Source organism: Fictibacillus halophilus (genome assembly GCF_042680145.1).
Taxonomy (GTDB): domain Bacteria; phylum Bacillota; class Bacilli; order Bacillales; family Fictibacillaceae; genus Fictibacillus; species Fictibacillus halophilus_A.
The window spans coordinates 2,464,603-2,489,106 of sequence record NZ_JBHTNQ010000001.1 but is presented as its reverse complement, the minus strand read 5'-3'; the positions used below and the strand labels follow the sequence as shown (position 1 = coordinate 2,489,106).

At 39.7% G+C, this 24,504-nt stretch carries 25 protein-coding genes; 17 read left to right on the top strand and 8 right to left on the bottom strand.

The window, feature by feature from the left end; translation table 11 throughout:
* Positions 1-124: 124 nt before the first annotated feature.
* Positions 125-436 carry an MTH1187 family thiamine-binding protein gene (locus tag ACFQ4X_RS12795; RefSeq protein WP_379835653.1) on the bottom strand — a complete coding sequence of 104 codons (312 nt, stop codon included), beginning with the start codon at positions 434-436 and terminating at the stop codon, positions 125-127.
* Positions 437-508: 72 nt separating this feature from the next.
* Here ACFQ4X_RS12795 and ACFQ4X_RS12790 point away from each other — a divergent pair, with 72 nt between their 5' ends.
* The 4 genes from ACFQ4X_RS12790 to brnQ all read left to right on the top strand — a co-directional run bounded on the left by ACFQ4X_RS12790 (position 509) and on the right by brnQ (position 3,723).
* Positions 509-679 (top strand): hypothetical protein, encoded by a 171-nt coding sequence (locus ACFQ4X_RS12790; RefSeq protein ID WP_379835651.1) that lies wholly within the window; start codon positions 509-511, stop codon positions 677-679.
* Positions 680-937: 258 nt separating this feature from the next.
* Positions 938-1,552, top strand: coding sequence for a DedA family protein (locus ACFQ4X_RS12785; RefSeq protein ID WP_379835649.1), 615 nt, complete (start codon positions 938-940; stop codon positions 1,550-1,552).
* 139 nt (positions 1,553-1,691) lie between these two features.
* Positions 1,692-2,225 carry a YhcN/YlaJ family sporulation lipoprotein gene (locus ACFQ4X_RS12780; RefSeq protein ID WP_379835647.1) on the top strand — a complete coding sequence of 178 codons (534 nt, stop codon included), beginning with the start codon at positions 1,692-1,694 and terminating at the stop codon, positions 2,223-2,225.
* A gap of 187 nt (positions 2,226-2,412) precedes the next feature.
* Entirely contained in the window at positions 2,413-3,723 is a 1,311-nt protein-coding gene (gene brnQ, locus ACFQ4X_RS12775) for a branched-chain amino acid transport system II carrier protein (protein WP_379835645.1), read from the top strand.
* A 51-nt stretch (positions 3,724-3,774) separates the two neighbouring features.
* Here the strand turns inward: brnQ and ACFQ4X_RS12770 are convergent, their stop codons facing one another.
* Entirely contained in the window at positions 3,775-5,232 is a 1,458-nt protein-coding gene (locus tag ACFQ4X_RS12770) for an NAD(P)/FAD-dependent oxidoreductase (RefSeq protein WP_379835643.1), read from the bottom strand.
* Positions 5,233-5,402: 170 nt separating this feature from the next.
* Positions 5,403-6,227 carry a hypothetical protein gene (locus tag ACFQ4X_RS12765; protein ID WP_379835641.1) on the bottom strand — a complete coding sequence of 275 codons (825 nt, stop codon included), beginning with the start codon at positions 6,225-6,227 and terminating at the stop codon, positions 5,403-5,405.
* Positions 6,228-6,559: 332 nt separating this feature from the next.
* On the opposite strand from ACFQ4X_RS12765, the gene ACFQ4X_RS12760 reads away from it, so the two are divergent.
* The 3 genes from ACFQ4X_RS12760 (at position 6,560) to ACFQ4X_RS12750 (ending at position 9,279) form a co-directional block, all read left to right on the top strand.
* The gene (locus tag ACFQ4X_RS12760) at positions 6,560-7,417 is read left to right on the top strand and encodes an ABC transporter permease subunit (RefSeq protein ID WP_379835639.1); all 858 of its coding nucleotides are present in this window, start codon (positions 6,560-6,562) and stop codon (positions 7,415-7,417) included.
* A 122-nt stretch (positions 7,418-7,539) separates the two neighbouring features.
* Positions 7,540-8,439, top strand: coding sequence for an ABC transporter permease subunit (locus tag ACFQ4X_RS12755; protein ID WP_379835637.1), 900 nt, complete (start codon positions 7,540-7,542; stop codon positions 8,437-8,439).
* Between the two features lie 63 nt (positions 8,440-8,502).
* Positions 8,503-9,279 (top strand): protein-glutamine gamma-glutamyltransferase, encoded by a 777-nt coding sequence (locus ACFQ4X_RS12750; RefSeq protein ID WP_379835635.1) that lies wholly within the window; start codon positions 8,503-8,505, stop codon positions 9,277-9,279.
* 44 nt (positions 9,280-9,323) lie between these two features.
* On the opposite strand, the gene ACFQ4X_RS12745 is transcribed toward ACFQ4X_RS12750, so the two are convergent.
* Positions 9,324-10,631: a murein hydrolase activator EnvC family protein gene (locus ACFQ4X_RS12745; RefSeq protein WP_379835633.1), complete on the bottom strand. Its 1,308-nt coding sequence runs from the start codon at positions 10,629-10,631 to the stop codon at positions 9,324-9,326.
* Between the two features lie 220 nt (positions 10,632-10,851).
* On the opposite strand from ACFQ4X_RS12745, the gene ACFQ4X_RS12740 reads away from it, so the two are divergent.
* The 4 genes from ACFQ4X_RS12740 (at position 10,852) to ACFQ4X_RS12725 (ending at position 14,025) form a co-directional block, all read left to right on the top strand.
* Entirely contained in the window at positions 10,852-11,733 is an 882-nt protein-coding gene (locus ACFQ4X_RS12740) for a GNAT family N-acetyltransferase (protein ID WP_379835631.1), read from the top strand.
* 254 nt (positions 11,734-11,987) lie between these two features.
* Positions 11,988-12,536, top strand: coding sequence for a sigma-70 family RNA polymerase sigma factor (locus tag ACFQ4X_RS12735; protein ID WP_379837160.1), 549 nt, complete (start codon positions 11,988-11,990; stop codon positions 12,534-12,536).
* A 4-nt stretch (positions 12,537-12,540) separates the two neighbouring features.
* Positions 12,541-13,218: a hypothetical protein gene (locus ACFQ4X_RS12730; protein WP_379835629.1), complete on the top strand. Its 678-nt coding sequence runs from the start codon at positions 12,541-12,543 to the stop codon at positions 13,216-13,218.
* Between the two features lie 42 nt (positions 13,219-13,260).
* Positions 13,261-14,025, top strand: a complete 765-nt coding sequence (locus tag ACFQ4X_RS12725) for a DUF4931 domain-containing protein (protein WP_379835627.1) — start codon at positions 13,261-13,263, stop codon at positions 14,023-14,025.
* Positions 14,026-14,089: 64 nt separating this feature from the next.
* Here the strand turns inward: ACFQ4X_RS12725 and ACFQ4X_RS12720 are convergent, their stop codons facing one another.
* Entirely contained in the window at positions 14,090-15,724 is a 1,635-nt protein-coding gene (locus ACFQ4X_RS12720) for a M20/M25/M40 family metallo-hydrolase (protein ID WP_379835625.1), read from the bottom strand.
* 159 nt (positions 15,725-15,883) lie between these two features.
* Here ACFQ4X_RS12720 and ACFQ4X_RS12715 point away from each other — a divergent pair, with 159 nt between their 5' ends.
* The 5 genes from ACFQ4X_RS12715 to ACFQ4X_RS12695 all read left to right on the top strand — a co-directional run bounded on the left by ACFQ4X_RS12715 (position 15,884) and on the right by ACFQ4X_RS12695 (position 19,502).
* A complete protein-coding gene (locus ACFQ4X_RS12715) occupies positions 15,884-16,588 on the top strand; it encodes an ABC transporter ATP-binding protein (RefSeq protein WP_379835623.1) in 705 nt (234 codons plus the stop codon).
* Complete coding sequence (locus tag ACFQ4X_RS12710) at positions 16,572-17,879, top strand: ABC transporter permease (RefSeq protein ID WP_379835621.1); 1,308 nt, start codon at positions 16,572-16,574, stop codon at positions 17,877-17,879. Before ACFQ4X_RS12715 ends, ACFQ4X_RS12710 begins: the two co-directional genes overlap by 17 nt.
* 66 nt (positions 17,880-17,945) lie before the next feature.
* Complete coding sequence (locus ACFQ4X_RS12705) at positions 17,946-18,131, top strand: hypothetical protein (protein ID WP_379835619.1); 186 nt, start codon at positions 17,946-17,948, stop codon at positions 18,129-18,131.
* 33 nt (positions 18,132-18,164) lie between these two features.
* Entirely contained in the window at positions 18,165-18,848 is a 684-nt protein-coding gene (locus ACFQ4X_RS12700; RefSeq protein ID WP_379835617.1) for a Type 1 glutamine amidotransferase-like domain-containing protein, read from the top strand.
* Positions 18,849-18,911: 63 nt separating this feature from the next.
* Positions 18,912-19,502 carry a superoxide dismutase family protein gene (locus ACFQ4X_RS12695; RefSeq protein ID WP_379835615.1) on the top strand — a complete coding sequence of 197 codons (591 nt, stop codon included), beginning with the start codon at positions 18,912-18,914 and terminating at the stop codon, positions 19,500-19,502.
* 271 nt (positions 19,503-19,773) lie between these two features.
* Here ACFQ4X_RS12695 and ACFQ4X_RS12690 read toward each other — a convergent pair whose 3' ends face one another.
* Genes ACFQ4X_RS12690 through ACFQ4X_RS12680 form a run of 3 tightly spaced genes read right to left on the bottom strand, consistent with a single transcriptional unit; the run spans position 19,774 to position 22,375 of the window.
* Positions 19,774-20,565 (bottom strand): ABC transporter permease, encoded by a 792-nt coding sequence (locus tag ACFQ4X_RS12690; RefSeq protein WP_379835613.1) that lies wholly within the window; start codon positions 20,563-20,565, stop codon positions 19,774-19,776.
* Positions 20,566-20,577: 12 nt separating this feature from the next.
* Positions 20,578-21,366: an ABC transporter permease gene (locus tag ACFQ4X_RS12685; RefSeq protein WP_379835611.1), complete on the bottom strand. Its 789-nt coding sequence runs from the start codon at positions 21,364-21,366 to the stop codon at positions 20,578-20,580.
* Positions 21,350-22,375: an ABC transporter ATP-binding protein gene (locus ACFQ4X_RS12680; protein ID WP_379835609.1), complete on the bottom strand. Its 1,026-nt coding sequence runs from the start codon at positions 22,373-22,375 to the stop codon at positions 21,350-21,352. Before ACFQ4X_RS12680 ends, ACFQ4X_RS12685 begins: the two co-directional genes overlap by 17 nt.
* Positions 22,376-22,704: 329 nt before the next feature.
* Between ACFQ4X_RS12680 and ACFQ4X_RS12675 the strand changes: the two genes are divergently transcribed.
* Positions 22,705-24,453: a mechanosensitive ion channel gene (locus tag ACFQ4X_RS12675; RefSeq protein WP_379835607.1), complete on the top strand. Its 1,749-nt coding sequence runs from the start codon at positions 22,705-22,707 to the stop codon at positions 24,451-24,453.
* Positions 24,454-24,504: the final 51 nt, after the last annotated feature.

The window sequence follows — 24,504 nt, the reverse complement described above, 5'->3', positions numbered from 1 at the left end:
TGCTGAACGAGCGGTTCCCAAGATTTACGAGCGGTTCCCAAGATTTACGAGCGGTTCCCAAGATTTACGAGCGGTTCCCAAGATTTACGAGCGGTTCCCGAGATTTACGAGCGGTTCCTAAGATTTACGAGCGATTCAGCTGCGCCTCAACCGCTTGCAGTTTATCTTCCATCGTCGATTTTTTATCGCGGCGGTCATCGATGCGAATGTTTGTAGCAACGCGCTGAATGCCATTTGCAAAAGGAACTTCGTGAAGCTGCTGGATCACGTCAAAAAGATCGGGAAGTTCACCTTCGATCAATGTGCTCATCGGTGTGAGCTGATATTTTACTTTACCTTCATTTTGCTGAAGTACCTTTTGTATTTCTGCTACATAGGAACTTACACTTGGGGTTTCAGTGCCGATTGGAATGATTGTAATATCTGCGATAGGCATTTTCTCAACTCCTGTTCTTTTTTCATATTGTAGCAAATGTGGGGGAAAGAACAAAAAAGAAAGAGGGAAACAGTGAAAATACTAAAGGCGGAAAACACAGATTTGGAAAATATCGTTTTATTAGATAAAGAAATGATAGGAACAGACCGAAGAAAAGAAGAAATAGGAGAAGCGGTCGACCAGAGTAGATGTTTGCTAGTCTTTGAGGGATCAGAGCTGGCGGGTGTGGGTTTTAAGAGATAATCCTGCAAAAAAAGCATATATTTCACTTGGTGGGAAAAAGATAGATGAAGCGTTGATTACTATTGGGAATCAGCAACTATATGAGGAATGTTATGCGTGGCGAGATATGTCGTTATTTATAGATTAGTGTCCATCTCGTCCAAGTTTGCATATGTTAAGATAGACACATTTTCTTAACAATTTTTGTTTTCCTCTTTCCAAATACCCCATATTATCGGTACAATGGTAGAAGGTGTAAAAAAAGAAGTTGGTGACGTCATGGAATTTGACTTAATAAATATTATTTATCAATATAGCTATTTCGGTATTTTTCTATTATTAGCTTTAGGCATAATTGGATTACCGATTCCCGATGAGATTCTTTTAGCTACGATCGGTTATTTTATATTTGCTGGTGACCTGCCTATGGTACCCGCTGTATTAAGTGCATTTTTGGGAGCGCTATCAGGTATAACGGGAAGCTATTATTTTGGAACGGTATGCGGAAAGCCATTATTATATAAATTAGGTCCTAAAGTTGGGATATCCGATGAAAAAATAAATAAAACGCAGCGCTTCTTTTCAAAATACGGAAAAACTGCATTGTTTTTTGGTTATTTTGTTCCTGGCGTCAGGCATCTTACTGCTTATTTTGCCGGCATGTATTCTTTAAAATTTAGACAGTTTGCTGTTTACGCATACTGCGGTGCTGTTTTTTGGTGCTCATTCTTCATTTTAATCGGTTATCAGCTTGCAGGACGCTGGTACATTGTGATGGATGTCATTCATAAAATCGGTATTTACGCATTCTCTCTGCTAGCACTATGTTTAATTGCTTGGCTGATCTTCAAGCCGAAAAATAAAAGCACATATTCAAATGAATGGTTTAAATAAAAATCGCTTCCTTTAGGGAGCGTTTTTTTTATTCGGCTTTTACGTACTGTTAAAACTTGTCGCCATGTATATTTTCCCTCATACCTACAAATTTTATAAGATGACAGTCAAAAAATATTTACAAAGGAGTGTCATCAAAATGAAAAAGGCAATCTTAGTTACTTCTATGGCCGTTATGCTGTCTTCTTTCCTTGGAGCTTGCGGAATGAATGATAACGATAAAGATATGGGTGAAGAAGCACGCAATAACATGACAGAAGTGAACTATGACAATCGTGCAGACCGTGACATGGACAATAACATGAATATGGGTATGGACAACCAATACGACGAAAATGCACGTATGGATGTTGCAGACGAAGCAGCTGATAAAGTAACGGATTTAAAAGAAGTTGAGGATGCTACTGTTATCGTGACTGATAACAATGCTTATGTAGCTGCTAAGCTTGAAGGCGGCGAAAGCATGAAGCTTACAAAGGAAACTGAAAAAATGATCGGAGATACTGTACGAAATACAGATCCTGATATTAATGATGTATTTGTCTCAACTAACCCTGACTTCATTGACCGTATGAATGGCTGGGCTGATGACATAAACAAAGGTAATCCAGTTTCAGGATTCGTTAAAGAATTCAATGAGACGATTCGTCGTATGTTCCCGACTAACCGTTAAAAGGAAGACAAAGGACTGAGAAATTTCTCAGTCCTTAATTCTTGTTAGAATTTGTTAGAAAATTCATTATATCTGAATATTGACTCCAATCGCTAATCGTGATACAAATACATATGGAATTTAAATTATTTCGACATTTTTCGATAAAAAAAGATATTTTTGAATGGCCACAGAGGAGGAACACATCATGGAGAAACGAACACTCTCGGTGGGGTTAATGTTGTTTGCATTATTTTTTGGAGCAGGGAATTTAATTTTTCCACCAGCATTGGGGCAGGCAGCAGGAGAAATGGTCTGGCAGTCAATGGCTGGCTTTTTCATAACAGGAGTTGGTCTGCCGCTTTTAGGTGTTATCGCACTAGCACGAGCAGGCGGGGGATTGCAAACTCTTACTGAGCGCGTTAATCCCTTATTCGGAGCAGTTTTTGCAATAATATTATATTTAGCAATTGGACCGTTCTTTGGTATTCCAAGAACAGGGACAGTAGCATTTGAAATGGCTGCATTGCCTTTCCTTCCTGAAGGAATAAATACAGAATTGCTGTTGTTTCTTTTTACAGTTGTATTTTTTGCGATTACGTATTGGCTTGCGTTAAATCCCTCAAAGTTAGTGGATCGAATCGGGAATATTTTAACGCCATTATTGCTTTTGATTATTGGATCCGTACTTGTAAAAGCGCTAATTACACCTGTCGGAAAACTTGGCAAGGCGACACCAGAATACGAGAGCGGCCCACTGGTTAAAGGATTCATGGATGGATATTTAACGATGGATACGCTTGGTGCTCTGGCTTTTGGAATCGTAGTAATCTCTGCCGTAAAAAAACCAGGCATGAAAAAAGAAACTGTAACGAAGATGGTTATAAAAGCTGGTGTCATTGCAGCTGTATGTTTAGCAGGCGTTTATGGCATCCTTGCATATCTTGGCGCAACAAGCCAGACTCTTGGTAAATCGGAGAATGGCGGACAAATCTTAACAAATGTAGTTTTTCAGCTGTTTGGAGAGCCGGGGAACCTCTTACTAGGGTTAGCAGTGGCACTTGCTTGTTTAACAACATCTGTTGGACTTGTAACAGCTACGGGCGAATTTGCTCATAAAATGTTTCCGAAGCTGCCTTATAAAGTTGTAATTCTTGTTTTAAGCATCTTTAGTGCAGGAGTAGCGAATGTTGGTCTTAGCCAGTTGATCACCATATCTGTTCCAGTCCTAACAGCAATTTATCCTGTAGCTATTGTGCTTATCATCTTATCATTCTTCCATGACGCATTCTCAGGGCGCCAGGAAGTGTATCTCGGTTCAATCATTGCAACTTCATTAGTATCAATTGCAGATGGCTTAAAAGCGTTTGGCATGAACTTAGGGATGATCGATCAAATTTACTCCCATATTCCTTTGTATGCCGATGGGATCGGGTGGCTGATACCAGCAATTATAGGAGCTGTTGTTGGTTTTATCATTGCCTTGATCAGAGGAAGAATCGTCATATTTTCAACATAAATAAACAAACACGATGCAGAAGGAGCGACTTCTTCGCATCGTGTTTTTTATTTACACCATTGCAGGTATTTTTTCTTTTAACTTGGCAGCAACATTTTGAGCGATCCATACACCGCATGCACTTGCTTGTGCAAGACCGCGAGTGATCCCAGCTCCGTCTCCGCCAACATATAATCCGCCGATCTCAGATTCAAACTTATCATCAAGCTTTGGACGTGCAGAATAGAATTTGGCTTCTACGCCATAAAAAAGCGTATGTTCAGATGCGATTCCCGGTGTTACTTTGTCTAGAGCTTCGGTCATCTCAATTAGGCTTTTCATTGTGTTATAAGGAAGTACAAGACCCAGGTCTCCAGGCACAGCTTCTTTTAGAGTAGGACGCAGAAATCCTTCTTTAATTCGTTTCTCAGTTGAACGGCGTCCTTTAAGAATATCCCCATACTTTTGCACAACAAGACCGCCCATTGAAAGCTGGTTGGCTAATTTTGATACCTCATGAGCATATTCTGTCGGCTGATCAAAAGGCTCGGCAAACTGATGTGATACAAGTAAAGCGAAGTTTGTATTCTCGCTCCCAAGCTTAGGGTCTTTATATGCATGGCCGTTCGCAAGCATGATTCCTGAATGATTTTCAACCACGACATGGCCAGAAGGGTTGGAGCAAAATGTACGGACTTTTGTCCCGACAGAAGTATTGAAAACGAACTTCCCTTCATACAGGTGCTCATTAATCTCTTCCATCACAAGATTTGATGTTTCTACACGGACACCAATATCCACTTGGTTTGCGGTCATCTTAATACGGCGCTTCTTTAAAATCTTTGTCAGCCATGAAGATCCGTCACGTCCTGGTACAATTACTGTCTTTTCAGCAGATAGGGAAGTCCCGTCCTTTAAAATAATTCCTTTTGATATATATCCCGTTTCTGTTCGCTCGGTAAGGATATCTTCTACTTCTGCTTTGTATTTCATGTCAATTCTGGTTTTTAAATACTCATATATACTTTTTAAAATCTCTAAGTTTTGTTCAGTTCCTAAATGGCGGACTTGTGCACGCAGCAGCTTCAAGCCTGCAGCATAGCCGCGTTTTTCAATATCTTTTACTTCTGGCGTAAGAGGATCTGTAATGGAATCCGTTGCACCATGCTCAAGATTAATTTCATCAACATATTTAATAAGTTCCACAACTTTTTCTTCTGAAAGATAATCTGTCATCCAACCGCCGAATTCGGAGGTGATGTTGAACTTCCCATCTGAATAAGCACCTGCACCGCCGAAACCATTTGTAATGGAGCAAGCAGGCAGACAACCAGCAAACTCTTTTCTTCCAGCAGCAGGCGGACATTTTTTAATTTTCTTTTCTAAGATAGGACAAGATCTTGCATAAATATCGTGTCCTTTATCAATCAATAAAATCTTTGCCTCTGGCAGTTGTCTTGTTAGTTCATAACTCGTAAATATCCCAGCTGGACCTGCTCCAACAACGATTACATCATAATGGGTATTCATAATATCCCCCTTGGAAAAGTAGATGAATTCTTTTAATTGTTTTATCCCTTGGTAAATATAACAATTATCCGATCACATTTCAACTAAAAACCGAACGATAATTAATAAAAGTTAAATATTATTCGTATTTAGAAACAAATAAATTCCTTGAGCAAATTGCTCAAGGAATGTTAATACGTAATCTTTATTATTTTCCATCCATCTGTCATGGACTTGCGCTCTAAAGAGAATTTATAAACCTTATTATGCTTGCCGTCCTCATCATACTGTTTAACTTTTGCAGAAATCTCAGTACGCACAATAGGAGGGTATCTTGTACTTTTCTTCTTAATTTCATATTGCATGCTTGTTATTCCTTTAAAAAGATCAGTAATATGAGAGTCCTTTAACAAAGCTGAACTCAAAATGGGCTTTGCGATTTTAAAGTCCTGCTGTTTCATTCCGACAAGGAACATAGACACTGCTTGCTTTGCACTCGCTCCTGAGGCGTATCGGTTTAGCTGGTCACCAGCTTTTAAGATCATCAGTTGATGCGAGGGATCAATATTTCTTGAGCGATGAGTTGAACTTCCTGAAAAATGAATGCAGAAATGCCCAGGAAAGCCGTTTTCTAAAGCGCCAGCTCCATGAGGCATACCGTGCATGCTTCCGGCAATCATTCTCCCTTTCACAGGAATCAATACAGCCCTGCGGTTCCAGCTCCATTTACCGTTATACAAATGCTTTAAAACGGCTGTATCATCATGTGTTAAAGGCTGGACATCTGCATGCTGATTTCCGGCTCTTCGCTGTACTCGAAAGTAAAAGCCAGTTTCCAAATCAATTACTTTAAAGATTGACCCTTTTGGAATAAGTTCGCTTACTTTGTTCCATTGCAAAATCTCACCTTTTTTTACGATTGGAAAATAAGTTAACGGTTCTTTTGCGAGGTAGGGTTCAGGGTACAAAAATAGACTGCTGGTAAGTAAAATCCCTATAACAGTTTTCTTCCACATATTGAATCCTCGATTCCATAATTTCTCTTCCTTAATATGGGTTGTTTTTTCGTTTTTATCCTTCTATTGGAAAGGTTGCTATGAAGAGGTTGATTTCCGCTCCAGGATGCTCGTTTTCCGTGGGGCGTGCGGTGAGCCTCCCCGCGCTTTGCGCCTTTAGGAGTCTCACCTGTCCCGCTCGTCCCACTGGAGTCTCGCACCTTGCGCTTCAATCAACTTTCAACGAAGTTTTTTTACAGAAAAAAATCATAAGCAGTAATCTTTATTAGAAAAGAGATGAATGATTTTCGGCGGGCTAATCGTCTATAAAAGAAACAGGGAGGAGGAGTGTAATGAAAATAGCAAAAAAGCTGCTATTACAGCTTTTATTAACGTTTTTATCCATTATATTGATAAGCGGTTTACCTGAACTAATCATGAATAAAAACGTATCAGCCTATTTTGGGAAAGTTAAGGCTGTATTCATAGAAATGCTGCGCTTAAATGAAATGACCTATCTAAATCAAGGCACAAAACGTCCATTTCTAGAAGATATATGGGGGCCTTATTTTTATTCGCTTACTATTCTTTTGGGAGCACTATTCATTGCATTTTGCTTCGCTCAGGTTCTAACATGGGGCACTTTAATGCTGCCAAACTTCATAAGAAAAATAATAAAAAATATCCTTACCTTTTTAGAATCCTTGCCTGATCTCCTTGTTTTCGCTCTTGTACAAATGGGGATCGTTCTGATCTATAAAAAGACGGGAGTATTGGTATCAAATGTAGCTTCATTAGGTGCAGAAGATAGAATTTATCTCGTCCCTATAACCTGTCTCATGTTATTGCCTTTTGTATACTTTTATAAAATGATGATACTGATGACCGAAGAAGAAATGGGAAAGCAGTATGTTGAAACGAGTTTAGCTAAAGGGATGAAAAGGCTGTATGTCCTCGTTTTCCATGTAACGAGAAACACGAGCGAGGGAATATTCCATTTTTCTAAATCAGTGCTTTGGTTTATGATTTCAAATCTGCTGCTGGTAGAAATCATCTTCAACATTCATGGCATAACGCACTATATGTATCATGATTTCAGACCAGAAATGCTTGCTGCCTGTTTGATACTTTTAGTCATTCCCTTTTTCCTTATCTTCGCACTATTCGAGTGGACAATTATGAGATATTCGAAAAGGAGTGAAGCGTTATAATTAAAAGTTATAAATTTTGGTTCGGATTTTCTATTATCGCAGGCCTAATAGGATCAAGTCTTATTTTCGCTTTCTTCTTCGACAGTACAATCCGGCAAGTGCAGATTCTTTATGACGGCGAAATGAATATGATTGGTGCGGCACCATTTAATCCCTCACTTATGTTTCCAATGGGCACAGATGCACTAGGCTATGATACAGCGATGAAAGTGCTGCAGGGAGCAAAGTTTACTCTAATCAGTGTGATTGCAATCGGGGTGCTGCGCGTATTTGTTGGCTTTTTATTTGCCATCCCGTTGGCAATGTATACCCCAGATCGGTTAAGGAAAAATTTAGAACAGCTGTTGAGTTCGTTTTATTTTGTACCTTTAACAATCGTAGCTGTTTTTATACTTACTCCAGTTCTGTGGGAGCAATTAAGGATGCCAGGCTGGGAAGAATACTTTCTTTATCCTTATAAAGCAAGGATCGGGATAGAGATACTTGTGTTGACACTGCTTGTTGTCCCGCTGCTCGGATCATTAATTGCAAATTTAATTGTTTCTTCCTTAAATGAAGATTTTATCGAAGGGGCTAAAGTTCTTGGAGCAAGTAAGTGGAGAATATTCACTAAGCATGTTATGCCTCATGTTCTGCCGAAACTGGTAATCGTATTCTGTCAGCAATGTGTTCAAGTGTTAGTTATTTTTATTCATCTTGGTTATTTCAAACTGTTTTTTGGAGGTACTGATGTTGATTACAACCCCTATGTAGCAGATCCTCCATTATCAACAACAAACGAATGGTCAGGGTTGATTGGTGATTATTATAATCTGATACATGCGAATCCAGCCATCGCACTAGGACCTATGATCATGTTTGGAATATGCATTTATGCCTTTCAAATGATGGCAGAAGGCTTTCAAAGGCATCTGGAAACAAGGAATGTTAAAGGTTTTAAACAGGCGAAGAGAAATAAACGACAAGAAGATGCTAATGAGATAAGTGGCAAATTTCAATTTCTGCAAAATAGAGGCGCTTAAAAAACACCAACTTTCTCTCCGTGCCATAGTATGTAATATCCTGTGCAGACAGGGGGGAGAGAATTGATATTTGTTAATGGCTATTCAGTAGATACTGATCAAATCTCTGGTTTTAAACAGCTTACAGCCACCCAGAAGCAGATCGGCCAAAAGCTTAAAAATTCTGGAGAATCGTTTTATTACAGAAGTCCTCACCAATTCTTGTTTGAAGTGATTATGCGTTCGAATATCGTTGCTGCCGCTTATGCCATGCGTGACAGCGGTGCTGGGTTTTCCACTTTTGTAAATGCACGCTGTAATCCTCAATATTGGAGACGTACAGCATATGGCGGATTTTTACTTCGGCCGGATGTCAATCCGTCTGATGCCATAACGGATATTTTCATTAATGGAAAAAGGTATGGCTTCGAATGTACAACTGCTATCATGATTATGCTCTATAAGGCAGTGCTTGAGACAATTGGAACGAAAATGTTTAATCAATTGTTTAATGGATTGCTTCTGTATAGTACAGAACATGATGCAGATCTGCAGATTATTGCTGTGCCATCCGGAGCTTCAATGCCAGGTGATGTAAGGTACATTAAAAACCCTGAACATCATCCAAATACGCCGCAATGGCAAGGTGAAAACGTGATTGACCTTGGGAACGGCCAAGTGTTCGGACATGGAATCGGAACGGGTACAATCGGTGAGATTATTGATGTACTTAACAAAAAAAGAATTCCTGGTGCAACAATACCGGCATTCCTCACAGCTGAAATTATCCGGCCGAATTACCGGCTCATGTCAGAATACACACGGCATCCGGTGCGCCGTCTTCTTGGGGGAGTCATATGAAAAAGACGCAGAGAGTCAAATATCTCTGCGTCTTTTTATGTTTTTTATTGAATATATGGTCTTGGGTCAACCGCGTTTGATTTTGAACCATTCCATGGACCTTTATGAAGCTCAAAGTGCAGATGCTGACCGCGTGAAGCTCCTGTGTTTCCTTGATAGCCCAGGAACGTACCTTGAGAAACAGATTGTCCTGATCTTACAGCTGGAGTTGATCTCATATGAGCGTAAATCGTTGTATATAATTGACCATTAATATAATGATTAATATAAACTACATTTCCGTAACTGCTTGAATAATAAGCTTTTGATACTGTTCCTGAAGCTGCTGCTACAATCGGTACAGTGCTTCCGCCTTTAGCGATATCCATTCCATAGTGCATACCTGAGCTTCTGTAACCAAAGTTAGACGTGATTATCCCTTGTGATGGGAAAATGAAGTCACGGTATACAGGAGCGGGATCTGGTGTTGGTGCAGGCGGTGGTGAAACTGGTCTTGAAGAACTAGAGTTTGAAGAGCTTTTCGCTCTTGCTGCTGCATCCGCTTTTGCTTTAGCTGCCGCTGCTTCTGCCGCCGCTCTTGCTGCAGCTTCTCTCTTTTTGCGCTCTTCTTCTTCTTTCTTCGCACGTGCAATTTCTGCTTTGATAGCCGCTTCTTGAGCTGAAAGAAGTTCATTCTTTTCTTTGAGCTCCATCATATCCTCATGAATATGATTTTCTTCAACTTGTAGCTGGGCAAGCAGTTTATTTTGTTGTTTTTTCTGGTCAGACAGTTTTTGATTTAAGTTTTCCAAATCATTTAATTCGTTATTAAGAGAGGAAAGTTCACTTTCAACTTTTCCTTTTTTCTCTTCCACTGCTGCTTTATCTTGTTTATGTTCTTCGAGGATTGCTTTATCTTGTTCAGCAATTACATTCAGTGCGAAGACACGGTCAAGAAAATCACCAAAATCTTTTGCCCCTAAAATAACATCCAGGTAATTTACAGCGCCGCCGCTTTCATACATGGAGCTTACGCGTTCTTTTAAAAGCTCATCGCGTTCTTTAATTCTTTTCTCAAGAACGTCAATTTCTTTCTTTAGCTTTTCAATAGAAGCTTTTGTTTCTTTGATTGAATCTTTTTTATTACTAATCTCTTTAATTGTTTTATCTATAGAACTCTTTAACTCTTCTATTTGAGTGACAATTTCATCTTGCTCTGCATGATTATCTTGTAATTCGTTTTCTTTTTTGTGTTGTTCAGAACGGTTTTGTTCTTTCTTTTCCTTTATAGAAGACAGGGTTTCTGCCGATACCGTATATGTACTAAAAGCTAGACTGAGAGACAATGTAGCCATCACAAGCTTGCGTTTCAAAATGGGTACTCCTCCTTGTAAGTGCAAATGTTGCCAATTTCTTTACAAAAGTGATTATAACATTGTTAGGGGGTCAATTATCGCGAAATAATATTACATTTATATTTCAAAATGTTACACATTGAAACATAAATCTACTTATCTGTGTAATGATTTGTATTTTAATGGGATTTAAATGGTATATTTAGATTGATAGATTAATTAAAAAGTAGGTATAACTATGGAAGTTACATTACAAAAAAGTCAGCTCATAAATAAGTTTCACCGTGAATCTCTTTATCCTCTGTTTGAACAGGTATTCGGCATTCCTTCCCATATGCTGCAAGACTACTATGACAGGGGTTTTTGGAACCCTCGTTATTGTCCCTATACAATTTTTAAAGAAAACCGTGCAATAGCTAATGTTTCAGTCATTCCGATGAGTTGGATGATCGGTGGGGAACCCGTTGCAGCAGCTGGAATACAATCCGTCATGACTTTGCCTTCTGAAAGAGGAAAAGGGTATATGAAGAAATTGATGAATCTAGTATTAGAAGATCTCACTAACCATTACTCTTTTATATTTTTGCAGACAGAAACCCCAGCTCTTTATGAAAAGTATGGATTTGAGAAAGTGGAGGAACATATATTTGTTACTGAAGCGTTTCAAAATACAAGAATAAGAAACAGCTCACTTAAAAAACTGGATTTTTTAAAGAAGAGAGATGCGGAGTTCATACAGTCTTGTTTTGCCCGCCAGCATTCCAACTCCTATGTTTTTTCACCATTAGACTATGAACATTCATTGTACTTGAATTTATACAACCCATTTTTTTCTGAGAAGCTGTTCTATAGTGAATCTTTGGATTTGCTGCTAGTTTACGAGGTTACTGATCAAAAACTAAAGCTTTACGATGTGGTCGCAAAAAATTCTGTGAATCTAAGTGAAATCTGCAGTGTGGTTCCTGAGGTGTTTAAGAAGGTAGAAATGCACTTTACACCTGATCAAATGACACAAATGAAGGACCTGCAAACGTTAAAAAAGGATGGAACGCTTATGGTGAAAGGGAAGCTTCCGATTGCCGGTCATCCCATCGCTTTTCCAATTACTGCATCCTTTTAAAAGGTTCTTTCAAAAGATTTTGAAAGGCAACCGTTGATAAAGTTAATTGGAGCGTAAGGTGCGAGACTCCTGCGGGAGCAGCGGGACAGGTGAGACCCCACAGGCGCCGTTCGCCGAGGAGGCTCACCGCACGCCCCGCGGAAAGCGAGCATCCTGGAGCGGAAATTAACCGCTCCTCTAAAAATTTGAATAAAATTAATCTGTTCAATCGTCTAAGTTTTACGTAAGGGTGGAAAGGGGGAGAGGACTTGAAAATGATACGCAGCAGTGGGGAACAAGAGCTTTTTTCACAAGGGCTAAGTCAAGAAGAATGGCTGATACAGATCATGGAGTTGTATGAAGACAAAGTGATCAGACTTGCTTATACCTATGTTAAAGACAGAAAACTAGCAGAGGATTTAGCTCAAGAAGTGTTTGTGAAATGCTTTGTCCATAAAGATAATTTCCGGAGTGAATCATCTGTTAAAACGTGGGTCTATGCAATTACCGTTAACATCTGTAAAGACTACCTTAGAAGCGGTTGGAAAAAGTACATTCATGTCATAGACCGGTTTGGAAAATCCAAACAGTTCTCTTCTTTAACGCCAGAACTTACGATTGTACAAAAAAGTGAACACGAAGCTTTGGCAGATGAGGTATTAAAGCTTCCTCTCAAATATAGGGAAGTCATACTTCTCTTCTATTATAAAGAACTATCAGTTAGTGAAATAAGCCAGATTTTACATAAAAAAGAGCCGACGATCCGAACATTGCTTCAGCGCGGACGAGAAATGCTGCGGCGAAAATTGGAGAAGGGGAGATGAAATCATGGAAGATCCTCTAAAGCAGCTGCCTGAAATATTAAACAATGGCCGAATGAAAAATATTACTTTGAAAGAAGAACATAGACAGAAGGTTCTGCAGAAGACCCGTGATCTAAACAGACCTCCTGCTCCTAAAAGCTGGCTATATCATTGGTTTCATCAAAGTCTGAGTTTGGCACTTGGTGTAGCTTTCATCTTTATATTTATTCAGTTCGCCCAGAGCACACCATCAAAAGTAGAACAAAAGGAAGCTGAACAGATGGTTAAGATTCCCTATGCCAATCAGGCGATCTTGACAAAAGCAAGGCACGATATGAGGAATCATCATAATGTAACAGGTGTAGACGCTTACCAAAAAGGTGATACATTAACGGTTCATATCATATTTCCAGATGATTTGTCCCGAGAAGAACAGATGAACTTAACGAAATCCTACTTAAAAGAAGTATCCCATTTAACATTGAATGAACCATATGAAGCACAGGATTACTTGGGAGAGCTTTGGAATTATGTTAATGTAAAAGTATATACAGCAGGAGAAACTGAAGATGACATGCTTGCTGAAAGACTTCAGATTGAATTCGGTTTTGACTGGCTCGGTTCAATTGAAAAAAAAGAAGGTATACTGAAGTGGGAGCGAATTTCTGATAAACCGTACATGGAAAAAGGAAATATCCAATAAAAATAGAAGATACAAAGGAAACAAACAAAAGCGGTGAAAAGCATGAAAAATACACATATTACTTTCTTTACTGATATAGGAGCACAAAAACCTAACAGCATTAAGAACAGAGATACTCCTTGTCCTTTTTGTCGCATCGATGAGCTGGAAGAAGTCCTCGATAAAAGCGGTTCAATTATTTTAGTGAAAAATAAATATACCGTGCTCGATCAAGCCTTCCAAACTGTCCTGATTGAAACGGAAGAATGCGAAGGGGAATTATCTGAGTATACAAAGGAACACCTCTATAAAGTCCTTCATTTCGGAATCGAACATTGGGAGCGAATGATTCAAAGCGGAAAATACCGTTCTGTCATGTTCTTTAAAAATCATGGACCATTATCAGGGGGCACAATCAGGCATCCGCATATGCAGATAATCGGATTGAACGAGGTTGATTGTCAGCATGACTTTTCAGAAAGTCAGTTTGAAGGAATACCTGTGTTTGAAAAGGAAGGCGTCAGATTTACAGTTTCAAATAAACCTCGTGTAGGCTTTTATGAGCTGAATGTTATCTGGGAAAAAGATGCCGAGCTATCCTTGTTCGCAGATTGCATACAAGCGGGAACGCATTTCTTGCTGAATCATTTTCATAGGAACTGTACGAGCTACAATTTATTTTTCTATAAAAATCACGAAACAACGTACTGCAAGATCATGCCGCGCTTTGTTACTTCACCTCTTTACATGGGATATGGCGTGCAGCAGGTGGCAAACAATATAGAAAAGATTGCCCATAAAATCAAGGAAATCTATTTTTCCGCATAACAAAACCAGATCTGTTTTTGCAGATCTGGTTTTTCGCTTTTCACTCGGCTTCAGCAAGGCTTCTTTATTTTTTTCTGCTGTTTTCAAATAATGTTTCCATTGCATAAACAATTAGAGGGTGAGTTTCATCCATCACTTTATTAATCTCAAGCCGTTCGGTCCATTGATGAGCATCCTTGCCGAGAGGCCCGATGTTGATTACCGGTATGTCGATCTCTCTCATGTCATCAAAAGGAATGTTGTACCTTGATCCCAATAGAGGAAAGTTGCTTGTGAACGAAGACAGGTCACGAGCATCTCCTTTAAAACCGATGTAACTTAAATCAGATAAGCCGCTGAAATAATGCACGTTCACGAGCTTGCTGTTGAACTTTTCTCGAGCATGCTGAACCACTTTTTCGGTAGTGTGTTTAATTAATGGATGGTCGCTTGAGCATACAGCCGGATAAAAAGGCGGTGTATAGAATAGTACCGTCATTGGCGCTAAATCCCTGCAGAGGCTCGCAAGTTCGAACACATACTGGATCGTTAATTCTCTTTCGTCTGCGTTCGGATTATTGGTCTGTAGCATGTTTTCTCTTCGATCGAGTTCTTCCTGACCATATTTTTCTACCGCATGTTCATAAAGTTCATTAAATGTGATCACTTTGATCTTCTCTTTTTTAGGCGTGAAAGGAATAATCTTTGAGACTTGCTGGCTTTTTTTATAGAGTCTGTTCTCGAGCGATGCGGCTGCTTTTTGTGCACTATTAATGAGCATATTCGTAATCTCAGAAAGAGGTCTGTTAAACAGCATTAAATTAAAAAGCGTTACTGCTGCGTGCGGAATTTGCACAGAATAGTGATCCTTTAAATCTTTTTGAATGAGATTAGCAGGTACTGGAGTTGCTTCATCACGGAAGGTTTCAACATAATCAACGTTCCATTCTAGTTCTCTCGTAATCTCTGCTGCCATTGCATTTCCGTTCATACCGGCAAGAGGTTCTCCGACGTGCGTTTCTTTTCCATAGCAAAGAAAGCCGGGCAGAATCTTTCCAGTAGACCCCGTATACATATAAGGAGAGGTATCCCCAGGGAATTTTGTGAAACTCGGTTCGCCGTTTAAACATGCAATATATTTAACATCGTATTCCTCTTGAAGCTGGCGTAAAACACTGACCCCTGCCAGCATTCCCTCTGAATGAACTTCTTCATCCGGAACGGAAATCATCAGAACATTGCCATTAAAATGACCAGTTGCCGCTTTTTCGATCATCGAAATATGAAGGGCGACTCCTGCTTTCATGTCCATTGTTCCGCGACCGAACAGCCACTCGCCAGAGTTTAGATCATCTTGCACAAAAGGATGAAGAAGCTCCTTGTTTTCTATTATCTTTTCGGTCAATTCATCAGGACGAAAAGCCAGGTGCTTCCACTCACCAAAGTCCTCAACCGCAACAACGTCAAAATGACTTAAGAGAATGATCGTTTCTTTTACAGCTGGATCATTCTGAACAAATGCTGTTACCAGTTTCCGACCATCAGGAGTTGGGTGATGACGAAGATGATCTGGATTCTTCGTAAAATATTCAAGAGAAGAAAGAGTATGGTAGAGATGCTCAGCCATAAACATTTCTCCGTCATGGTTTGTGATACTCGGTATAGATACAAGATCTTTTAATAGTTTCGTATAACCCTCTTTAGACTGCCACTTTAACATGTATGTCCCTCCTTGATGTATGCCTTTGTTTACTATACTACTCTTTCCCTATAAATCCTTTTTTTAAAAATTACCTTGGAATGTATTGACAATTAATCGATGCGCATGGTATATGTGTATTATAATAAATAGTACACTTAGTACATAAGGGGTGGGAAAATGATTTCTGTAAGCAATTTATCTTATGCATTTAAGATCGGAAAGAAAGGAAAAGAAAATATCGTTCCTGTACTGCATGATGTTAATCTTCATGTTGGAGAAGGTGAAATCGTTGCTGTTGTAGGAAGAAGCGGCTCTGGTAAATCAACATTATTAAACTTGATCTCTGGTTTTATCCAGCCAGAAGTAGGAAACATCACGATTAATGGAACAAATTTAAGCAAGTTTTCTGAATCAAAATGGGCGGAGTTCCGCTTGAATCACCTTGGTTTTATCTTTCAGAGTTTTCAGCTGATACCGTCCATGTCAGCGTTTGAAAATGTGGAGCTTCCGCTTGTTTTAAAAGGAGTGGGCGAGCCCGAAAGAAAAAAGAGAACGGAAGAAATGTTAAAACGTGTCGGTCTTGAATCTTTCCAAAATCATTACCCAGGGGAGCTATCAGGCGGACAACAGCAGCGTGTAAGTATTGCAAGAGCATTAATTTTGAACCCGCCTCTTATTTTGGCGGATGAACCAACGGGAAGCTTAGATTCGGAAAATGAAAAACAGCTATTATCTTTTATAAAAGAACTTAACGAAAAATACGGAATCACATTCTTAATGATTACACATGACCATGAGGTAGCCTCGATCGCTCATCGTAAAGTTGAAATCATTGATGGGTACTTAAGAGAGGGGAGAATGCTTCATGAAGCTCAAAGATAAACACAGGTTTGTAAGAAGCAATATGAAGAAAAACAGAACGCGTGTCTGGATGACGATCTTAGCGTCAACGATCGGATGTGCTTTCTTGATCATGCTGGCATCCATCGGATTTGCGATTCATAAAACAGCAGTAGACGATGTGATGAGCTTTCGCATGGTGAACGAAATTCAAGTTCATAAAGAAAGCGGCATGATGACAGAAAACGATGTTAAGAAGCTTGAACAGATTAAAGGAGTTAAAGCGGTAACGCGAAAAAAATATACGCCGGCAAACCAGTTATCAATTGGTGAATATAATACATTTGCCAATGTGATGAGTGCCCATATGCCTTCTGAAGAAAAAGCGGGATTCGAACTTGATAAAGGCCGTATGCCCAAGAATAAAAATGAAATCGTAGTAGGCTACCATTTTGCAGAGGAATTGCGAAAGGATCTGCCAGAAGGTTTGAGTGAAGAAGAAGCTCAAAAAAAGATGAAGGAACTTACGTATAAAGGTAACCTGTTGAACGAAACATTAACTTATCATTTGAAGACAGATAATCCTGAAATAAAAATAGAGGGACCTGCACAAACCGTTGATGTTAAAATCGTCGGAATCGGAAAAAAGCCAACCCGAGAATGGGCTCACGATAATTCCGTATTTATTACAGAGGATTTATATAATGAGGTAATTTCAACTTTAGGAAAACAAGATCCAAAAATCGCATCAGCCGATGAATTAAAAAACTATGGCGACGTAAAAGCATTCACTGCATCAGCGGATGATGTTAAAGAAGTAACGGATCGAATCGAAAAGCTGGATTACATGACGTATTCGATTATCAAAGAGTTAAAACAGATGAACGTTTATTTCACTTTATTTAAAGCAGGATTGATTTTTATCGGTGCAATTGCCGTTCTAATAGCTTCTATCGGTATATTTAACACGATGACAATGGCTGTTACGGAAAGATCGCAGGACATCGGAATCATGAAAGCGATCGGAGCTACTCCGAAAACAGTTAAACGAATCTTCCTTTTAGAAAGCGCCTATATCGGTTTATGGGGTGTGGGATTAGGTACTCTTTTAGCTTACCTTACCAGTTATGGCGTGAACTTTGCTCTTCCTATTATTATTGAGCGTTTCATCAATGAAACACCTCCGGAAGGATTTATGCTTTCCTATATACCTTGGAGTCTGACAGCAATAGCGGTCACGATCTGTATGGGTGTTACATTGCTTTCTGGATGGAGACCAGCTGCAAAAGCAACTACTGTAGATGTTCTAAAAGCGTTAAGAAGAGATGTTTAAAAGAGAGCACCAGCCTGAAGCGGCTGGTGTTTTTTATGTGCTGTTTATCTGAGGTGTACAAATCTAATGAGGAAAAATGAACTTGCAGAATTAACTGCGATATTTCAGGAATTAAGCACAATATTTCAGGAATTACTTCTTAAATTTCAGGAATTATTAGCTGAATTTAATGGATTAGTGACTAAACCATTCCAACTATGTATGTCCCAAAAGGAAAATGATTTAAACAGAAAGGAAAATACAGAATCGTAGACGAATTTGAATAAAAAGGAGTTGGAAAACAACATGAAACAGATCATCGCAATGGGTGGCGGCGGATTTTCGATGGAACCTGAGAACAAAAAGCTCGATCACTATATACTTGCGCAATCAAAAGCTGAAAAACCTCATATTTGTTTCATTCCGACAGCAAGCGGAGATTCAGAAGGTTATATCGAACGCTTTTATAAAGCATTTGAGACGGAGAACTGTTTGCCAGGGCATCTTTCTTTATTTTCACCTCCCCAAAACTTAGAAGAGTTTGTTAAGAAGCAGGATATTTTTTACGTGGGCGGAGGGAACACGAAGAATTTAATCGCGCTTTGGAGAGAGTGGGGACTGGATAAGCTGCTCAAAAAGGCATACGACGAAGGAAAGATCTTAGCGGGTTTAAGTGCAGGCTCTCTTTGCTGGTTTGAAGAAGGGGTTACAGATTCCTTTGGACCGCTTCGCGGGCTTTCATGTTTAGGGTTTCTCCAAGGAAGTCATTGTCCACATTATGATGGAGAAGAAGAAAGAAGGCCGGCTTATCACCGTCTGATAAAAGAAGGATTAAAAGCTGGTTACGCAGCAGATGATGGAGCGGCGCTGCATTTTATTAACGGAAAACTGAACAAGGCTGTAAGTTCCCGAGAAAATGCCAAAGCCTATTATGTACAACTAAAAAATGGGGAAGTTGTTGAAACAGTACTCGAAACCCATTTTCTTTAAAATGATGTTTAAAGTTCTGATGATTGGGCGGAGAATAGAATATCGCTAATCATCAGGAGGGAAATGCTTTTGAAAAAAATACTAAAAATCATGATGCTGATGGTGCTAGTTATCATATTAGCATCATGCGGAAACAAAAAAGAAGACGAGCATAAAGATCATGAGATGGAAGAATCACAAGCGGCATCCAGTAAAGTAAAAGGCGGATCGTACATTGTGAATCTAGTAGACACGAAAGGGAATAAAACGGGAGAAGCAACCCTGACCCAGACAGCAGAAGGGGTCAACGTAGAAGTAAATGCCACTGGTTTAAAACCAGGTGAACATGGGATTCACTTTCATGAAAAAGCAATATGCACACCGCCAGATTTCAAGTCAGCGGGAGCGCATTTTAACCCGACGGATAAAAAGCATGGCTTTTTAAATCCAAAAGGACCGCATGTTGGGGATATTCATAATATTACAGCTGACGAAAGCGGCGTCGTCCACGGGGAAGTTCTTTCAACGATGGTTTCACTTAATGAAGGAAAATCAAACTCGCTGTTTTCAAACGGAGGGACGGCGCTCATCATCCACGCAGACGCAGATGATTACAAAACAGATCCTGCTGGAAACTCTGGAGACCGCGTTTTGTGCGGCGTTATTAAAAAATAAAGACTGTTTACGTAAACCTTGTTTCTTTGAAAGTGGTTGATTTCCGCTCCAGGATGCTCGCTTTCCGCGGGGTGTGCGGTGAGCCTCCTCGGCGCCAAGCGCCCTTAGAAGTCTCACCTGTCACACTGATCCCGCTGGAGTCTCGCTCCTTGCGCTCCAATCAACTTGTCAACGAAGGAGTAAAAATGACCCAAAAGCACCAATCTTTTAGAAAAGAGCCAAAAAAACAAGCCGGCTTCTCGTTGTTGCAAACGAAAAAGCCGGCTTGTTTTTAACTTCCTGTACTCGTAAAGGCTCTAAGCCCTCGATTCCAAAACCAGTATGCTAAAGCGCACGATACGATTGCAACAACAGGTGTAAGCAATGCGAGGTTTTCATATCCTGAACCTTTAATAAAGTATGCGGCAGGATAAAAAGCTGTAAATCCATAAGGAATGACCCAAGTTAATAAGTGTCTGATTCCTTTATGATAGATTGTCATCGGATATCGTGCAAAATCACTTAAATTAAAAATCGTCCACACGATCGGAAGGCTATCAACCATCCAAAAAGACAGTGTCGCAAAAAAGAGATTCACCGCTACGAAAATAAAACCAGATGCAATAATCATAATCACAAGAATGAAATATTCCATGAAGCCCCATGAAATATCTAAGTGCGGCATCGCTGTTCCGAGAACAATAATTCCAATAAACAGCTGGCCAAATCCGTCTTGCTGAAGGCGGTCTGCGATAAAATGAAACAGCGGATTAATCGGCCGGATCAGAAGGCGGTCAAACTTTCCTGGGCGTATGTATTGCCAGCCAAGTGTCCACAGGTTATCAAAGAAAATATGGTGTATCGATCTGCCGGTAGCTGCAATACCGTAAATAAATAAAATTTCATAAAACGTCCAGCCGTTCAGTTCGTGAATATGGTCAAAAACGATTTTTACAAAAAATATACCGGCAAATTGCTGAAGCATAACGGACAATACGCCGAGAAGAAAATCCATTCGATATTCCATCATGACTTTCAGATTCTGTTTACAAAAAAGGTAATATAATTTCATGTACCGTATCAAGAATGTCCCCTCCTATCCTCCAAAAATCGTTACTTTCTTCATCGCCACCGACCATAAAACTCTAAGTAAGCCAAATAGTAAAACAGCCCATATTAACTGGGATCCCACTGCAAGCCAAGCTTCTGTTCCAGTCAAAATTCCCGTGTAGATCGCTACGGGCACATACACCATGGCCTGAAACGGCAAGAAGAGGCTTACATTCTGAAACCATTCTGGAAACAAAATAAGCGGAACGAGTGCACCAGAGAAAAAAGAAACTACTGCTTCTTTCATTACTTCCAGTCCCCATAGATTAATAGTCCAAAAGGCGAGAATGGCAATTAATAGGTCAAAGAAAGTTCCAATCCAGATTCCCATTAGTGCACTAAGGAAAAATAAGATTCCAGATTGCCAGGTTGCAGGCAAAGCTACATCCATAAATACAAATGCAAGTATTCCTAAAGGCAGCGCACCTCGGATAAAGTAGATAACTTTATCACCTATATCCATAGCAATAAGGCGAGTGATCAAGTGATAAGGGCGCATAAGCTCAATGGCTATATTACCGTCCTTAATCGTATGAGCAAGTTCCCGGCCGACACCAGAAACGAACATCTGCAGAAACATTGCGATAATGATGTAGGTAATCATTCCATCAAAAGACAAACTTTCAATTTCTGAACGATTGCTGTAGACCGCCCGCCAGAAGAAATAGATAACAAGCATTCTTAACAGAACTGAAAACGTATTTGCCCAAAACCATGCAGAATAGGCCGCATGAACTTGCATCTGTACACGGGCAAACTCAATGTACTTCCTCATGCTTTACCTCCTTTTTCATCCCTTTGCCGTATATTTCTTCAACGATGGTTTCGATTTTCGGATCAGCAATCGTAAGGTCGGCAACGGAATAATGATTCATAATGATACTGATTAACTCTGCACCAGATATGTCCCTGCTGCTGAAAGTAATCGAAATTTTGTGCAGCTCCTCTTCTTCACGAGGCAGGACCTGTGCAACATGTCCAAGCTCTTGAGGCAAAGCAAAATCATCCGAGTTTTCTAATTCAAAATGAATAACGCGCTTGTCTCCAAATTGCGATTTAATATTTTGGATAGACCCGTCATAAATAACTCTTCCATCATCAATGATGATGATTCGCTGACAGATCTCTTCAATGTCCTGCATGTCATGAGTCGTTAGAAGTACAGTCGTTCCATACCTAACGTTCATCTGTTTAATAAAGCTGCGTATTCTTACTTTTACCGCAACATCCAGTCCGATTGTCGGCTCATCGAGATATACCACTTTTGGACGGTGCAAAAAGGCGGCTGCAAGCTCACATCTCATCTTTTGTCCTAAAGAGAGCTGCCTGACGGGGATACCAAGCAATGGTTCAAGATGGAGCACATCAACGAATTCAGCAAGGGTTTCTTCATATTGTTTTTGAGGAATCTCGTAAATATGCTTTAACAGCTCATAGCTTTCTCTGACCGGAATATCCCAGAACAATTGAGTACGCTGGCCAAATACAGCACCGATGTGAGAAGCATTTTGTTTACGATTTTCATAGGGAACGATACCGTTTACTTTTACTTCACCTGAGGTAGGGGTAAGGATACCAGTCAGCATCTTGATTGTTGTCGATTTTCCAGCTCCGTTTGCGCCGATGTAGCCAACCATTTCACCTGCATTAATAGTTAGACTGATTCCTTTAACCGCTTCTTTTGTTTCATATTTTCTATAAAACAATGATTTAACAGCCCCACGAAGTCCGGGGTCACGTTTTGCTATTTTATAATGTTTTCTAAGATCATTAACTACGATCATATTTGTCACTCCTTAAAAATAGGCACAAAAAAACCACAGACAAATTCCTGCGGGCATGTGTGCATATAAAATTATTTGCTCACTATGAGGCGTCAGGTCATGAAGGGATATAAAATTACTTTGAGTCTATGTATGAAGTCCACATTTAATCCCTCTCCTTTTGGAAACGTTTGCACTCGACGGCAATAACCGTATTATATATGAATCTCTGAAAATTGTAAAATATATCCTTCTAACGGTTTTTTAAGTATTTAGTTTAACTGACAATCTCATTGGGAAAGTACAGCTTATGAAGAGATATTTATATCAAGCATAAAAGGAGGAATAAAATGTACGATTACAACGGAGTAACTGATTCTTGGATGGCTTATTTAGGTAGATTGCCAGATTTGCTTCTAGCTATTCTTGTCTTATTAATTGGCTGGCTGATCGCCTCATTAGTCTCAAAAGCAGTGAAAAAAGCACTGCATAAAACAGATTTTGATAATAAAGTAGCAAGATGGATGAAACCTGACACAGATGGTGACCATGTAGAGAAAACAAGGTCCAGCAAATATTCCTCAGAAGAAATCATAAGTAAAGTGGTTTTCTGGATTCTTATGGCTGTTGCTATTGTTATGTTCTTGAACATGCTTAGTCTTCCATATGTAGCTGAGCCGATTTCAAATGCTCTAGGCGTTATTGCAGCTGCTATTCCTAATCTATTAAAAGCAGCGTTAATTGCAGCGGTTGCTTGGCTGATTGCTTCTGGATTATCAATCTTAGTAAAAAAACTAGGTCAGAATACAGCTTTTGAAAGACTTCTTAATCGTTGGAAACTGACTCGTGAACCAGGCCAGTCTAACAAAGCCGTACTTTCTGCGTCAAAAGCAGTGTTCTATCTGACGCTTCTCTTATTCTTGCCTGCAGTATTAGCTGCGCTAGGCATTGATGCCATTTCTGAACCTCTAGAAGGAATGCTCTCCGGATTCTTTGCATTCTTACCTAAACTTCTAGGAGCTGCTATTATCCTGTTTGTAGGCTGGATTGTAGCTAAGGTTGTAAAAGAGATATTAGTAAACTTTTTACAAAGCATCGGTACAGATCGTCTAGCATCCAAATTAGGTGCTGAACGTGCTTTAGATAAAACATCATTATCACAAATCATTGGTACGATTGTTTATGTATTTATTTTGATTCCAGTCGTGATCTCAGCGCTTGAGACGCTTGATATTAACGGAATTTCTGGACCTGCTATCGGAATGCTTGGCCAGATCATGGATATGATTCCAAATATCATCGTAGCGATCATTCTTGTCGCAGCAGGGCTATGGATTGGTAAATGGGTGAAGAATGCTGTAACTTCATTATTGGAACGCGTTGGTTTTAATGGTATCTTCCATAAGATGGGTCTTGGCTCTCTTCATAAGAGCGACCAAACGCTTACCATTTCACAAATTATTGGTTACGCTGCACAAGTTCTTGTTGTATTGTTATTTACAATTGAAGCACTTCAGCTTGTTAACCTTGAAAGCTTAGTGAGTATCTTATCAGTTGTTCTTGCTTATATCCCAATGGTGTTAACTGCCGTTCTTGTTCTAGGTATCGGATTCTATGCAGGTGACCTAGTGAAACGTGTAGTTATGAGCATGGTAAAACAACAGACAGAGGGCAAGCTGCTCGGCAACATTGCGAAATATACGATCATTACTCTTGCGTTCTTCATGGCTCTTGACCAGCTTGGTGTTGCGAAGACAATCGTAAACGCTGCGTTCATCCTGATCTTGGGCGGATTCACCATTGCGTTTGGACTTGCTTTCGGCTTAGGCGGACGTGAAGCAGCAGGACGCACACTGAATAAATTAAGCAGAAGAATGGAGCAGACTACGATTCAAAGTCCAGATCCGGCCGAGTGGAAAGACAAAACAAGCTTAAAGGATTTCCGTACGGACAGCTCTAAAACTGAAAACAATTCAGGGAACGTTGATTTAGAAAAACCTCATACGATTGCACGTGATCGTCAATTTAACCATTTAAATACGCCAAGTGATGAATTTGGCATTAATAAAAACACCGATCCTAAACGCAACGACTTTTAATTTAAACTAAGAATAGTGAATGCGCCCTTTGCGCATCCACTATTCTTTTTA

What these genes read in the sequence shown, in the direction of transcription:
- ACFQ4X_RS12740 (WP_379835631.1), top strand. Translation starts at nt 10,852, where the DNA reads ATGGAAGTTACATTACAAAAAAGTCAGCTCATAAATAAGTTTCACCGT.
- ACFQ4X_RS12695 (WP_379835615.1), top strand. Translation starts at nt 18,912, where the DNA reads ATGCTTTTGAAAAAAATACTAAAAATCATGATGCTGATGGTGCTAGTT.
- ACFQ4X_RS12780 (WP_379835647.1), top strand. Translation starts at nt 1,692, where the DNA reads ATGAAAAAGGCAATCTTAGTTACTTCTATGGCCGTTATGCTGTCTTCT.
- ACFQ4X_RS12795 (WP_379835653.1), bottom strand. Translation starts at nt 436, where the DNA reads ATGCCTATCGCAGATATTACAATCATTCCAATCGGCACTGAAACCCCA.
- ACFQ4X_RS12770 (WP_379835643.1), bottom strand. Translation starts at nt 5,232, where the DNA reads ATGAATACCCATTATGATGTAATCGTTGTTGGAGCAGGTCCAGCTGGG.
- ACFQ4X_RS12760 (WP_379835639.1), top strand. Translation starts at nt 6,560, where the DNA reads ATGAAAATAGCAAAAAAGCTGCTATTACAGCTTTTATTAACGTTTTTA.
- ACFQ4X_RS12710 (WP_379835621.1), top strand. Translation starts at nt 16,572, where the DNA reads ATGAAGCTCAAAGATAAACACAGGTTTGTAAGAAGCAATATGAAGAAA.
- ACFQ4X_RS12765 (WP_379835641.1), bottom strand. Translation starts at nt 6,227, where the DNA reads ATGTGGAAGAAAACTGTTATAGGGATTTTACTTACCAGCAGTCTATTT.
- ACFQ4X_RS12755 (WP_379835637.1), top strand. Translation starts at nt 7,540, where the DNA reads ATGAATATGATTGGTGCGGCACCATTTAATCCCTCACTTATGTTTCCA.
- ACFQ4X_RS12675 (WP_379835607.1), top strand. Translation starts at nt 22,705, where the DNA reads ATGTACGATTACAACGGAGTAACTGATTCTTGGATGGCTTATTTAGGT.
- ACFQ4X_RS12705 (WP_379835619.1), top strand. Translation starts at nt 17,946, where the DNA reads ATGAGGAAAAATGAACTTGCAGAATTAACTGCGATATTTCAGGAATTA.
- ACFQ4X_RS12720 (WP_379835625.1), bottom strand. Translation starts at nt 15,724, where the DNA reads ATGTTAAAGTGGCAGTCTAAAGAGGGTTATACGAAACTATTAAAAGAT.
- ACFQ4X_RS12735 (WP_379837160.1), top strand. Translation starts at nt 11,988, where the DNA reads ATGATACGCAGCAGTGGGGAACAAGAGCTTTTTTCACAAGGGCTAAGT.
- ACFQ4X_RS12685 (WP_379835611.1), bottom strand. Translation starts at nt 21,366, where the DNA reads ATGAGGAAGTACATTGAGTTTGCCCGTGTACAGATGCAAGTTCATGCG.
- ACFQ4X_RS12785 (WP_379835649.1), top strand. Translation starts at nt 938, where the DNA reads ATGGAATTTGACTTAATAAATATTATTTATCAATATAGCTATTTCGGT.
- ACFQ4X_RS12715 (WP_379835623.1), top strand. Translation starts at nt 15,884, where the DNA reads ATGATTTCTGTAAGCAATTTATCTTATGCATTTAAGATCGGAAAGAAA.
- ACFQ4X_RS12730 (WP_379835629.1), top strand. Translation starts at nt 12,541, where the DNA reads ATGGAAGATCCTCTAAAGCAGCTGCCTGAAATATTAAACAATGGCCGA.
- brnQ (WP_379835645.1), top strand. Translation starts at nt 2,413, where the DNA reads ATGGAGAAACGAACACTCTCGGTGGGGTTAATGTTGTTTGCATTATTT.
- ACFQ4X_RS12700 (WP_379835617.1), top strand. Translation starts at nt 18,165, where the DNA reads ATGAAACAGATCATCGCAATGGGTGGCGGCGGATTTTCGATGGAACCT.
- ACFQ4X_RS12725 (WP_379835627.1), top strand. Translation starts at nt 13,261, where the DNA reads ATGAAAAATACACATATTACTTTCTTTACTGATATAGGAGCACAAAAA.
- ACFQ4X_RS12680 (WP_379835609.1), bottom strand. Translation starts at nt 22,375, where the DNA reads ATGATCGTAGTTAATGATCTTAGAAAACATTATAAAATAGCAAAACGT.